This window comes from Cohnella laeviribosi DSM 21336, from assembly GCF_000378425.1.
Taxonomy (GTDB): domain Bacteria; phylum Bacillota; class Bacilli; order Paenibacillales; family Paenibacillaceae; genus Cohnella; species Cohnella laeviribosi.
This window is the reverse complement of record NZ_KB899812.1, coordinates 59,028-71,752: the sequence shown is the minus strand read 5'-3', so window position 1 is coordinate 71,752 and position 12,725 is coordinate 59,028. Positions and strand designations below refer to the sequence as shown.

Sequence of the window (12,725 nt, the reverse complement as noted above, 5' to 3'; positions counted from 1 at the left end):
TATTCGATATCCAAACCGGAGGAGGCGGAGATCGTGTGGAAGCCCGATCGCCAAAGCAAACAACCTCTCTATCAACAAATTGCCGACGATCTCGAACGGCGCATTTCCTACGGCGAATTTCCGCCGGGCAGTTTGCTTCCTTCCGAACGAAAATTGGCCGAACAGTTGGGCGTCAACCGCAGCACCGTCATTATGGCTTTCGCGGAGCTTCGTTCGCTTGGCATCATCGAAAGCCGGACAGGCAGCGGAACGCGGGTCAGCAAAACAAAATGGGGAGCCACGCCCAGGCATACCCCGAACTGGCGCCGGTATGCGGAAGGCGGGAGTTTCCTGCCCAACCTGCCTTTTTTGCGGCGCATCCGCGAGGCGCTCGCGCAGCATCCGTCGCTCATCGATTTTGCGAGCGGCGAGCTGGCGGCGGACTTGTCTCCTATTGAGGAAATCGCGGCGCTCATGAGCGAAAACCGGTCCATTCCTTATTTGGGCTATGACAATCCGCAAGGGTATATCCCGCTCCGGCAGGCGCTGGTCTCGTATCTTCGCGACTATCGGGGCATACAGGCGACCGAATCGTCGATTCTCATCACGTCCGGTTCGCAGCAATCGTTGTATTTGATTACGCAATGCCTGCTGTCCCCGGGAGACGCGGTGGCCATCGAAGATCCTTCATACTGCTACTCGCTGCCCATGTTCCAATCGGCCGGGCTGCGGTTGTTCCGGCTTCCCGTCGACCGCCAAGGAATCCGTCCCGAGGACATTCGTTCCTTATACAAAAAACATCGCATCAAAATGGTGTTCGTGAATCCGAACTTTCAAAATCCGACGGGCACGGTGCTTGACGCCGAACGGCGGAGGCGGCTGCTTGACGTGGCGAGCGAACTGGGGCTTCCGATCGTGGAAGACGATCCCTTCAGCTTGACGGCCTTCGAGGGGAACCCTCCGCCGCCGCTGAAATCGATGGATCCGGTCGGTTCGATCCTGTATATCGGTTCCTTCTCCAAAATCGCGGCTTCCGGGCTGCGCATCGGATGGATGGTCGCTCCGCACTCCGTAGTCGATCGGCTCGCCGATGCCAGACAGCAGATGGATTTCGGCCTCAGCATCATTCCGCAGCAGGTTGCCGCGCAGTTTCTGCGGTCGCTCTATTTCGGTCCCCATATGGAGCGTTTGCGCACGCAGCTTCTCTATAAACGGGATTTGCTGATCGAAGCTTTGCAAAGAGAATTGCCGGGACTGGTCGAATTTACGGTTCCTCAAGGCGGATTGCACTTGTGGTGCAAGCTGATTCCCGAAGTCCACGACGGCAAGCTGCTGGATGAAGCGATCCGAAGGGGAGTCGTCTTCGTGCCGGGAAGCGTCTACGGATCGGATTCCGGCTTTGTGCGGTTTACGTTTGCAAGACCGGAAACCAAGGATATCGTTCCGGGGATCGCGAAGTTTGCGGAAGCGCTGCGGAAAATGATCGGTTAACCCTGCCGACAAGAACAACCGCCGGACAAGCGTTCCTCGGCGGTTGTTCCTTCGTTTTATCAGGTTCGAATCGCGCCTTACCTGTTCAACAACGCAATAAAGATAATGACCACCACGACAATGCCGACGACATAAATCCCGCTAAGACGTATCCATTTCCTCCCCGTATGCCGGAAATAATCGGGGTTTTCTTCCTTGTTGCTTTTCGACAGGCCGATCATCAACGTCCCGATAAGACCCGAAACCATGACGATCACGACGGCGGCCAGCAGCCAAGTTGTATTCATCTCCGATTTCCCACCTGCCATCTGGATTTTGCTCGCGGCGCTCAACATGGAACGCCGCGCGTTGTCCGCGCTCAACCTTGTTCCATTATAAAGAGCAACCGGCTTTGCTTTCACCAGCCAATTGCGCGTCAATCCAACCCATCCAATTGCCCTCCGGCGAAAGCGGCCGATGGTATCATTTTCTCCATTATAGACGTTCTTACACTTTGAAGCTGACCTGGGAAGCGGCATACACCAAATCCTATAAAGATATCAAGCAGACGAAAAGCCAATCTTACAAAACGAACGTTTCGTAAGATTGGCTTTTGTTTTCCCGCCCCTGATTCGACATAACCTTACAATTTCGGAGCGGATTGACGGCCGTTCCGGGCCCAACCCCCCGCGAAAGCCAAGAAGCTTCCTTTCAAATGGAAACGGACGGCCGCATCCAAAAAAACAAAATTATCATTTTGTTAGGTTAGTGGAAAATGGAACCATGATAAACACATTCATTATAGTTCAATAGAACCAAAAAATCCAGACGTTTCTTCCACATTATTCTACAAAATTAGACATAAAGGACTAGAGAGAAAATGACTCCAAAGCTTCATCGACCATGTCGTCATTGATTCCAATGTACCGCAAGGTGACGGACGGGCTGGAATGCCCGAAAATGTATTGCAGCATCGCTACGTCTTTAAAACGCTGATAAAAATGATAACCGAACGTTTTGCGCAAGGTATGGGTTCCAATCGCGCCTTCGACGTTGCACGCTTTTGCGGCGTCGTGGATGATTTGCCATGCCTGCACGCGGTGAATCGGCTTTCCCCCTTTTCTGGACGGAAACAGATAATCCGAATCGGCAAGATTTTGGGTATATTTCTCGATTTCTTTCCTCAGCGCGTTTGTAATGACGATTTTCCGGGCGTTTCCCGTTTTCTTCTCCCTTACTTTCAAGTGTTTCGTGTGCAGCACGTCCAGAACCTTCAAAGGGAGGATGTCGCTGATCCGCAGACCGGAGTTGATGCCGAAGACGAACAGAAAATAATCGCGATAAGAACGTGCCAGCAAATAGTTTTTGATTTCCTGAATTTTGTCCAAATCGCGTATGGGTTCAACCGCATTTGCTCCACGTCTTGTTGCCATGATCGAGAACACCTCATGATTTCGAATAATGCAATATATAATTCAATATGTTAGATTGAATTCCCTTTCGGGAGCGTCCGAAATGACCGTAAGCCTTTATTTTAAAGGCTTTTTTTTGTTTTTTGAAGCGTTTCCCGGACCTAACAAAATGATAATTTTGTTCGATTCGCAAAAGGGGGGACCTTGCGTCCGGCAGGAATGGCTTCCCGATATCGAGCGTCCCGGCGCTACCGCCGCCTAAACCGACACATCCAGAACGAGGGCTGAAAATGCAACTGACGACCGATGAAGAATTGTTGAAGCTGTTGAAGTACAGCGAAAACGAGTTGTTTACGTTAGCCGAAATCCATAAGGCATTAGCGCAAAACCATATTCTAACGACGATAGAGGACTTGCGCAAAAGGGTGCATTCGTTATTTCGCGACGGGTACTTGGGGAACGAACCGACCGGAGACGGAGTGCATGTCTACTATTTGATTTACTGCCCGGAGCACGATCCCTTGACGAACGAGCCGTCTTAGGTTCGGCCCGTTCCGGATGCGACCGTTCTGAACATTTAACGCCAGGAGGAACATCGATGGAAAAGAAACTTGCGAAACCGGCCGCCGCTCAAGGCAAAGGAGGCGCGCCGCGATCCGTTCATGCCGATCAGATCGAGAAAAAGAGAGAGTTCGCCCGAAAGCAGGCGCTGGACAAGGTGAAGGCGAGAACATTGGCCAAGCAGCAGCAGCTCGCGGAGCGGATCGCGACCGCGACCGAACAGCTTGCCGCAGGGATAGAAGAAGCGAGCGGCGCGGCGGAAGAGCTTAGCGCAAGCGTCGGGCAAATTGCGAAAGGCGCCAGCGAGACTTCTTCGGCGGCGGAGGAATCGAGGGCTGCCATTAACCAGATCGAGAAGGCGTCCGTCGTGGCGGACGCGAACGCCAGGGAGTCCCTTCAGCGCGTGGATGCGGCGAAAGAGCTGATCGAGAATACGTCCAAAGACATTGAAACGATGATTCGGGGAATCCAGACCGCGGCCGAAGCCAACATCGAGTCGGTCAAGCTGGTCGGCGATTTGGAAAAGCAGTCGGATGAGATCGGCGATATTGTGCAGGCGGTCGTGCGAATCGCCGACCAAACCAATCTGTTGGCCTTAAACGCCGCGATCGAAGCCGCCAGAGCCGGCGAGCATGGCAGGGGATTTGCCGTCGTGGCCGACGAGGTCCGCAATCTGGCCGAAATATCCGAGAAGTCCGCAAGAAACATCCGGGAATTGGTGACGGAGATTCAAAATAATGTCAAGATCGTCGTGAGCGACATCGAAAACGCCGGGAAAGCCACGAATGCGGAGGTGGAAAAAGCCAAGAAAACGACGGAAGATCTGATCAAGATCGACGAGGAAATCGTGGCGGTCAAGAACGGCGTCGCCGAAATCTCCCAGAATGCCGCCGATGCCAGCAAGGGCGCCTCCGAATTCCTTCGCCTCGTCGAACAGATTGCGGCGGCAGCCGAACAGCAAAGCAGCGCCACCGAGGAAGTGGAGCAATCCTTGCAGCTGCAAAACCGGGCTTTCGACGAGCTGAATGCGGCCGCTTCCGAATTGGCCCAGATGGCGGAAGAGCTAAAGGTCTCGACCGACACCCAGAAATCGTCCGAAGCTCTCGCCGCCGCGGCGGAGGAATTGGCCGCGAACGTGGAGGAGGCCCATTCCACATCCGGCGAGATTATGAAGGCGATGGAGCAAATTTCGGCGGGCGCGGAGATGCAGGCGGAGCTTACCGAGAAGTCTTCGCTGTTTGCCGAGAAGCTTGTGGTGGCGGCAAGACAAATGAACGAAAGGGCGCAGGTCTCTTCGGAGAAGGTGGCCGAGCTGCAAAAACTGATCGAAAGCAACAAAATCGCGGTAGAGGACATGATCGCCGGCATTTCGGCTTCGGCCGACGCCAGCCTGGTCGCGGCCCGAAACATCAAAAATCTGGAGGAAACCGTCCGCAAGATCGACAAAATCGTGGACGCGATTGTCAATGTGACCATTCAGACCAACATGCTGGCGGTAAACGGGTCTATTGAAGCGGCCAGGGCAGGGGAATTCGGCAGAGGCTTCTCGGTAGTAGCCGGAGACATACGGGCGCTGGCCAATGAATCCGCCGAGAATACGGACAAGATCAAGGATCTGGTAAGAAGCATTCAGACCCAGATTCAAAGAGTCGCAGCGGATATCGACGTTTCCAGCAAGACGTCGTTCGCCGAAGTGGAGAAAGCGAAGAAGATTACGCACAATCTGAACGTGATCGAAGAAAGCATGATCCGAATCAGCGCGGGAACGAAGGATACGGAAAGGGGCTCGGAAGAATCGCTGGTCGCGTTGGAACAGGCCAGAAAAGCGATCGAGCAGATTGCCATTGCCGCTCAGGAGGCCAGCAGGGCTACGCAGGAGGCGGCAAGCGCGGCAACCGAGCAGGCAAAAGGCATGCAGGAGTTGGCCGAAGCCATTGAGGAAATATCCGGACTTGCGGACGAACTTCAAAATATGTAGCGGGCGGGAGGAGAGGCTATGGCGTCTTCCGAAAGAAATGCGGGTTTTCACGAATGCCAACTGGTTACCTTCCATCTTGGGGATGACGAATTCGGTGCGGACATCGTACATGTAAAGGAGATCGTAAGAGTTCCCGAAATCACCAGAGTGCCGAATGCGTTGAGTTACGTCGAAGGGGCCTGCAACTTAAGGGGCCATGTCCTGCCCATTATCGACGGAAGAGCCCGCTTCCATATGGAGAAGAAAGAAAGGAACGAAAACAGCAGGGTATTGGTCGTCGAGGTAAACGGCAAAGCGACCGGAATCATTGTCGATCGCGTGTCCGAAGTCGTTCGGGTCAGCGCTTCGGACATCGAGGCGCCTCCGCAAATCGCACAACATGCAGAGGCGGATTACGTGAACGGAATTGTCAAGCTGGATAACGGAAACCGGCTGATCATGCTGCTTGACATCGTCAAAGCCGTTAGCGGAGACGGCGGGGCAAGGGAGCAAACGGCGGAGCAGGACGCTTCGGGCGGCCGGTTTTGGGAGCCCAGCGTCGAGCCGGCGTCGGATGCCGCCGCCGATGAACAATTGGTGTCCTTCCTGCTTGGCAAAGAGGAATACGCGATCGGGATCATGCAGGTCAAAGAAATCATTCGCGTCCCCGAACGAATGAAGGTTCCGAACTGCGAAGCCTATGTGGACGGGGTCGTATCCATCCGGAACCGTCTTCTTCCCATTCTCAACCTGAGAACCTATTTTGGCATGGAACCCGAGGCGATCACCGATCAGACCCGAGTGCTGGTTGTGGATATGGGAGGCTTTTCGGCCGGCATGATCGTAGATAAGGTGTCCGAGGTGCTCAGGGTGCCCTCCGGCCTGATTCAGCCCCCTCCAAAGTTCCTTGCGCAAAGCGGCGAGCAGCTTAAAGGGGTGGCCAAGCTCGATGGCGGCAAACGGCTGATCATGCTGCTCGACCCGTCGAAAATCATGTCTGCCGATGCGTACAGGCTGATCGGCGGTCTGGAGGAAGCGCCGCAAGAAGCCGGCGAGGCGGAAAGCTTCGAAAGACAAAATATGGATGAGGAACAGTTGGTCGCGTTCAAAATCGACAATGAAGAATACGGGATCAAAATCAGGGAAGTGCAGGAAATCAACCGGATGACCGAAGTCACCAAGGTTCCCCGCGCCCCCTCCTTCATCGACGGCATCGTGAATTTGCGGGGGAACATCATCCCGGTTCTGAATGTAAGAAAGCTTTTCGGCCTTTCCGATAAAGCCGTGACGGATACGACAAGGATCATCATTGTCGACTCGGCCGGGGAAAAAACCGGAATCATCGTGGATTCGGTGTCGGAAGTGCTGCGTTTTGAAAAAGCGCTGATCGAGCCGCCGCCGGAACTGTTGAAGAGCGGGATTGACAGCAGCTATGTAGAAGGCGTCGGCAAACTCGACGAGGGGAAAAGGATGGTCATGATCCTGCGTCTGGATAAGGTGCTGGGCTGCGCCCAAATTTCCGCATAATGCGGCCGGTTGCGCCCAGGCGACGTGCCGTTGTCCTGGGCCGGTCCTATGTCGGCCTTATTTCTGCAGGTGATGGTTGTGAAGAACAAAATCAAAGTATTGGTTGTAGATGATTCCGCATTGATGCGAAAAGCATTGCGTGAATTAATTGCGACAGACCCGGCTCTGGAGGTGGCGGGGGTGGCAAGGGACGGGAAGGATGCCATTGAAAAGGCCAGGGAAATCCAACCGGACGTCATCACGATGGACATCAACATGCCCGAGATGGATGGCCTCACCTCCATGCAGTACATCCTGAACGAAAACCCTGAAATCCCGGTGATCATCATCAGTTCCTTAACCCGGGACGGGGCGCTTGCCACCTTCGAGGCATTGGCGCTGGGCGCGTTTGATTTTGTGGCCAAGCCTTCCGGAACCGTATCTTCGAACCTGTATATTGTCGGAAAAGAGATTATCGAAAAGATCAAGCTCGCCTACAAGCATGCCAATCGAACAAGCCTGAAGAACAGAATCCGGACCCGAAGCTCCTTCTCGAAGGCAAGGGACGCCGAGGATTGGGCGAAATCCGGTGCGGACCGAAGCCCCGAATTGTCCAAGGTTGTCGTAATCGGCGTGTCCACGGGCGGGCCGGGAACGTTGATGGACGTTCTGCCCATGCTGCGGGCGGACCTTAGGGCTGCGCTTATCGTTGTTCAGCATATGCCGCCGACTTTTACTTCTTCTTTTGCCAAGAGGCTGGGAAAAGCCTGTCCTTTTCCGTTCAAAGAAGCGGAGGCCGGCGATGTGCTGGCGGACGGAAGAGGGTATCTGGCGCCCGGAGGCTACCAGCTGCTTGTTCACAGGGACGGCAGAATGCTTCGGCTTTCGGCCAGCCCCGTGACCCCATTCATGCCCAGCGTGAACGTGACCATGGAATCCGTGCTCAGGGCATACGGCGGCAAAAGAGTGGTCGGCGTCCTGATGACCGGCATGGGCGACGACGGAGCCGACGCCATGGTGAAAATCCGAGCGGCCGGAGGCGTCACGATTGCGGAAGATGAATCCACGGCGATCGTCTTTGGGATGCCGAGGGCGGCAATCGAAAGAGGCGGAGCCGAAATCGTCGTTCCATCCTACCGGATTGCCGACGAAATTGTTAAGGCTGTTCATCTATGCTGATGGTTGCAGCGCGAGCATGCATCAAAATGGCCGTTGGCGGCTTCGCGAGGGCGGTAACATGATGGATTCGCTATATATGACCTATCTTGAGGAAACCGAAGAATGGCTTCAGCAAGCGGAAGAATGCCTGATCCGGTTGGAAGCCGGCTACTCGATCGACGATTTGAACGCGTTGTTCAGGATCTTTCATTCCGTCAAAGGTTCATCGCAAATGATCGGATACGAGGATATAGGCAGCCTGACGCACAAGATCGAGGACATGCTGGACATGGTCCGAAAGGGCCGAATCGGCCTGGACGGCCAGATTCTGCAATTGTGTTTCAGCGGGTTGGACCATGTCAAACAACTGCTCGAGTCGAAAAAAACCACGACCGGCCACGAAAGCCGCGACGAATTCGCTCATGCCGCCGGTCTGCTGGAAGAGGAAATCGATCGAATCCTGAACGCAAATCCGGAAACGGGAAGCGGCGGAACGAATCCGGCCCGGGAAGATCGGTTGGTCAGCTCATTAAAAGGAACGGAGCGGGCGGGGGCCAATCGCTACGGCGTCTGCATTTCGTTCAGCGACGATATTCCGATGGTTTCCCCTATCCTTTTCATGATTTTTAACCAGGTCAAGGATGTCGGCTCGCTTGTCTATACCAATGTATCCGACGAGGATCTATACGGAGCTTCGGCCGACCCGAACCTTTCGTCTCTGTTCATGATTATAGAGTCGGACTTGGAAGAAGCCGAATTATACACCTATTTCGATGTGACCTATGTCGAGAAAATCGCCATCTCCGACCTCACCGAGCATCGGATGCTGAATCGGGCGGATTCGTTCGGACTGGAAAGCCGCCGGTTTTTTGACGTTTTTTTTCAAGAGTTCCCCCAAATGCGTCCCGTTCTGTTTCAGGATCCGGGCAACCTCGCTCGGGAGGAATATGCCGAGCTCGTCCGCGAGCAATATCGAAAAAATCTGGAAGCGGCCGGCCTCATCCCGCCCGATGCAACGGGTTATGACCTGAAACCGGAAATCGAATCGTTTTATAGCCTGTGTCTGGATGCGGCGGGCGGGAAAAGGAGCTTAGACGGCAAGCTTGTCCAAACCCTCCGCCAAAAATATGTGGAGCTGTTCGAGAAAGCATACGGTTATGCCAGAGGAAGATACTTCTACAAAATTTACATAGCCAAACATGCCTCCTTTATGGAGGGTCTCGAAGGATTTGTCGAACGGATGGACAAATCCGGCACGCGCAGCTTGTTATTGGACTTCAGCCGGCTTGAGATGATTCATGAATCCGAACTGAACCGGCTGATCGGGCTGAAAAGGCGCCTTCGGGACATGGGGATTGCGGTGCGCCTTATTGTTCGCCATTCCTTGCGGAAAAGGCTGGTCAATATATTCGATTCCATTCGTGCGATCGAACCTTTCGAGCTGTTCGATACGGAAACGGACGCGGCGCTGGGGGGCGGTATTTCGTTTGCGGCAGATGAAACGTAATGGAGGCTTGGGAAATGAGCGGATACAGCATCATGATTGTGGATGAGGATACGGCAATATCGGAACGGCTCCACGAAACGTTCGTTTTGGCCGGATACAGCCAGGTCGAGCTCTGCGCGGATCCCGCTCATGCCCTGGACATGTTCCAAAAGAAGAAATACCACATCGTGCTTGCGGATATGACGATGCCAAAGATCGACGGCATGGAATTTCTGAGGAGGATCAGGGAATACGATCCTTTGACGCAGGTGATTGCGATGGCGGCACATTCGACCTTGGACCGGATCTTGACTTGCCTGGAGCTCGGCGCGAACGGCTATCTCGTCAAGCCGTTCAAAAGCAACGAGCAGGTATTGGAAGTCGTGAATGATTCGGTCAAAAAATTGGAACGATGGCGGGAAGCGATTCGAGAGACGATTGCAGCCTCCCGGAGAGATCGGTGATGAAATGGTTTTGTCCGACGACCTTTTCGATAAATTCGTAAAGTTGGTTTATAGAAAAACGGGAATCTTCTACGAGCGGAATAAAAAGTATTACGTCCAGAAACGGCTTGAAAAGCGGGCCGAAATGCTGCAGTTGGACAGCATTCACGATTACTACCGCATGCTGAAGTTCTCCACGGATTCGGCCGAATTCGACAGACTGATCAACGAGCTTACGGTCAATGAAACGTATTTTTTCCGGGACTATCCGCAGCTTCGAAATTTCGCCGAAGAAGTGCTCCCGATGGTCGTAAGGGAAAAGAACAAGAGCAACAACCGTAACCTCAAGATCTGGAGCGCCGCCTGTTCGACGGGGGAGGAGCCGTACACCTTATCCATCATCCTTCAGGAAATGCTGGACGAACCCGAAACCTGGAATTTGCAAATCGTTGCCTCGGATATCAATACGGACGTGCTTCGTACGGCAAGGATCGGCGTTTATGAACACAGGTCTGTCCGGGATGTGCCTCCCGAATATTTGAAAAAATATTTTACGAAACAGGATGGATCGTATCGGGTCAATCCCGACGTCAAGAAGTTCGTCCAATTCAGGAAAATCAATTTGATGGATTCGGATGCCGTCGGCCATATTACGGGCTGCGATTTTATCTTTTGCCGAAACTGCCTGATCTACTTTGACGACGAATCGAGAAAGGCGGTTTTGGCCGATTTCTACGAAAGCCTGAATCCTGGGGGCATCATCTTTTTGGGCCATTCCGAATCTGTCGGAAGGATCTCTTCGGCCTATCGCATGCAGAGGATCGGAGACGGCATCGTTTATTCAAAACCGAGATGACCGAACAAGGGCAACGTCCCTCGTCGGGTCATGGAATCGATGATGCGTGCAGTTGGGAGAGTGCATATGATGCGATATGCTTTTCATTCCGGGGATGCGGGCCTGTTAAGGACGCTTCTGGACGAGTGGAAGACAAGCCGGGAAGATCTCGAGAAGCTGGTCCTCAAGCTCGAGGTTTCCGACGATCCCGAACTGGCGGATGACCTATACAACAGGGTGCACGGGATCAAAAGGGGTTCTTCCTTTATGGGGTTGGACTTTATCGTCAGGCTCTGCCACGACATGGAGACGCTGTTGGTTGCGGTTCGGGAGAAGAACGTTGAGGCGGATGCCGAACTTATCGATCATCTGCTGATCAGCGCCGATTTGTTAAGCCATTCCCTGATCCGGCTGGCCCGGAAAGTCGAAGAGCACGATCCGGCAACGGAACTGGTCGTCGAATTTGACGATGAACGCAGCATGGATGAGATTGCCGGCAAAACCAATGCGATCTTAAACAAGCAAAAACAGCGGGAAAGTTCCGCCGGCGAAGCGCCTTCCGTGGAATCACCGGCGTCCGGGGAGCCGACGGGAGCCTTATCCGGGGAGTCCGCTTTGGAAACCGGCGGCATGGATTCGGCGCCCGATTCCGGGAGATTCCATCCTCGTCCCGAGCCGCCGCAAAAAGCCGCGTTGACGCCAGGCATGCAGAGCATACGGGTCAGCCAGGACAAGCTTGACAAGATGATGAATATGATCTCCGAATTGCTGATCGCGAAAAATGCCTTTATGCACATCGCCGCCAAATTAAACGTCGAATACGACCTTCCGGAAATGTCCAAGGAAGTGAAAAGGGTCGGCGCTTCCATCAACCGGATATCGGATGAATTGCAGAATGCCATCCTGTCCATGAGAATGATCGAGGTCAAGACGGTATTTCAAAAAATGCCCCGAATCGTTCGCGATATTTCGCAAAGCACCGGCAAGAAAATGGAACTGCGCATGGAAGGCGAACATACGGAGATCGACAAAACGATCGTCGAGCAGATCAGCGATCCGATCGTCCATTTGATTCGAAATGCGGCCGATCATGGGATCGAGCCCCCGGAAGAAAGAAAAAGGAAGGGAAAAAGCGAAACGGGGAAAATCACCCTGAGGGCGTACCATAAAAACAAACATGCCTATATTGAGATTGAAGACGACGGAAAAGGAATGGACGCCCGGCTTCTGAAGCAGAAAGCCGTCGATAAAGGCTTGATTTCAAGAGAAGACGCGGAAAACATGACGGAAAGCCAGGCAATCAACCTGATCTTTCTGCCGGGGTTCAGCACCGCCGGCCAAATTACCGAGGTGTCGGGCCGCGGGGTCGGGATGGATATCGTGAAGAGCAATATCGAGAAAATCAACGGAAGCATCAGGATTGACAGCGAAGTGGACAGGGGCACGAAAATGGTCATTCAGCTTCCGCTAACGCTTGCGGTATCCAGAGGACTGCCGGTCCGCGTATTAAACGAAACGTACATCATTCCCATCGATTACATTTCCGAGACCGTCAAAATCAAACCCGAGGAGATCCATGCGTTCAACGGCAAGTATTTCGCGCATCTCCGCGGGGATGTCATCGGCATCGAATGGCTGAGCAAGCTGTTTCTGCTCGGCGAAAGAACGACGGACCATGAAGAGTTGAATACGGTTATTGTCTCCAATGGGCCGGAAAAATTCGGCCTTGTCGTGGACAAGCTGAAAAACGAACAGGAATTCGTCATGAAAACGTTGGACGGGCACCTGGCGGGCATACCCGGCATTTCCGGCTCCACCTTGCTGGGCGACGGACAGGTGGTCTTAATCGTGAACCCGATCGAGCTGGTGCAGCTGGCCAAAAAATAACCTTGCCCCCCGGGATTTCCTCCGGGGGGCG

The 12,725-nt window shown here is 53.7% G+C and carries 11 protein-coding genes; 9 read left to right on the top strand and 2 right to left on the bottom strand.

From position 1 onward, the window contains the following. Positions 1–33: 33 nt before the first annotated feature. Complete coding sequence (pdxR, locus tag F560_RS0104885) at positions 34–1,470, top strand: MocR-like pyridoxine biosynthesis transcription factor PdxR (protein WP_026298098.1); 1,437 nt, start codon at positions 34–36, stop codon at positions 1,468–1,470. Between the two features lie 77 nt (positions 1,471–1,547). Here the strand turns inward: pdxR and F560_RS25485 are convergent, their stop codons facing one another. Both F560_RS25485 and F560_RS0104870 read right to left on the bottom strand, forming a co-directional pair. Further along, positions 1,548–1,757: a hypothetical protein gene (locus F560_RS25485; protein ID WP_156828895.1), complete on the bottom strand. Its 210-nt coding sequence runs from the start codon at positions 1,755–1,757 to the stop codon at positions 1,548–1,550. A gap of 561 nt (positions 1,758–2,318) precedes the next feature. Beyond that, positions 2,319–2,882 carry a site-specific integrase gene (locus tag F560_RS0104870; protein WP_019004595.1) on the bottom strand — a complete coding sequence of 188 codons (564 nt, stop codon included), beginning with the start codon at positions 2,880–2,882 and terminating at the stop codon, positions 2,319–2,321. Between the two features lie 269 nt (positions 2,883–3,151). Between F560_RS0104870 and F560_RS0104860 the strand changes: the two genes are divergently transcribed. The 8 genes from F560_RS0104860 to F560_RS22525 all read left to right on the top strand — a co-directional run bounded on the left by F560_RS0104860 (position 3,152) and on the right by F560_RS22525 (position 12,694). Continuing rightward, complete coding sequence (locus tag F560_RS0104860; RefSeq protein WP_019004593.1) at positions 3,152–3,403, top strand: hypothetical protein; 252 nt, start codon at positions 3,152–3,154, stop codon at positions 3,401–3,403. Between the two features lie 56 nt (positions 3,404–3,459). After that, positions 3,460–5,400: a methyl-accepting chemotaxis protein gene (locus F560_RS0104855; RefSeq protein WP_019004592.1), complete on the top strand. Its 1,941-nt coding sequence runs from the start codon at positions 3,460–3,462 to the stop codon at positions 5,398–5,400. A gap of 18 nt (positions 5,401–5,418) precedes the next feature. Further along, complete coding sequence (locus tag F560_RS22530; RefSeq protein ID WP_019004591.1) at positions 5,419–6,906, top strand: chemotaxis protein CheW; 1,488 nt, start codon at positions 5,419–5,421, stop codon at positions 6,904–6,906. A gap of 48 nt (positions 6,907–6,954) precedes the next feature. Beyond that, complete coding sequence (locus F560_RS0104845) at positions 6,955–8,064, top strand: protein-glutamate methylesterase/protein-glutamine glutaminase (RefSeq protein WP_342662928.1); 1,110 nt, start codon at positions 6,955–6,957, stop codon at positions 8,062–8,064. A gap of 58 nt (positions 8,065–8,122) precedes the next feature. Beyond that, positions 8,123–9,550: an Hpt domain-containing protein gene (locus F560_RS0104840; RefSeq protein ID WP_169449890.1), complete on the top strand. Its 1,428-nt coding sequence runs from the start codon at positions 8,123–8,125 to the stop codon at positions 9,548–9,550. A 14-nt stretch (positions 9,551–9,564) separates the two neighbouring features. After that, positions 9,565–9,993, top strand: coding sequence for a response regulator (locus F560_RS0104835; RefSeq protein WP_019004588.1), 429 nt, complete (start codon positions 9,565–9,567; stop codon positions 9,991–9,993). A 4-nt stretch (positions 9,994–9,997) separates the two neighbouring features. Next, entirely contained in the window at positions 9,998–10,828 is an 831-nt protein-coding gene (locus F560_RS0104830) for a CheR family methyltransferase (RefSeq protein WP_019004587.1), read from the top strand. A gap of 66 nt (positions 10,829–10,894) precedes the next feature. Beyond that, complete coding sequence (locus tag F560_RS22525) at positions 10,895–12,694, top strand: chemotaxis protein CheA (RefSeq protein ID WP_019004586.1); 1,800 nt, start codon at positions 10,895–10,897, stop codon at positions 12,692–12,694. Positions 12,695–12,725 lie beyond the last annotated feature (31 nt).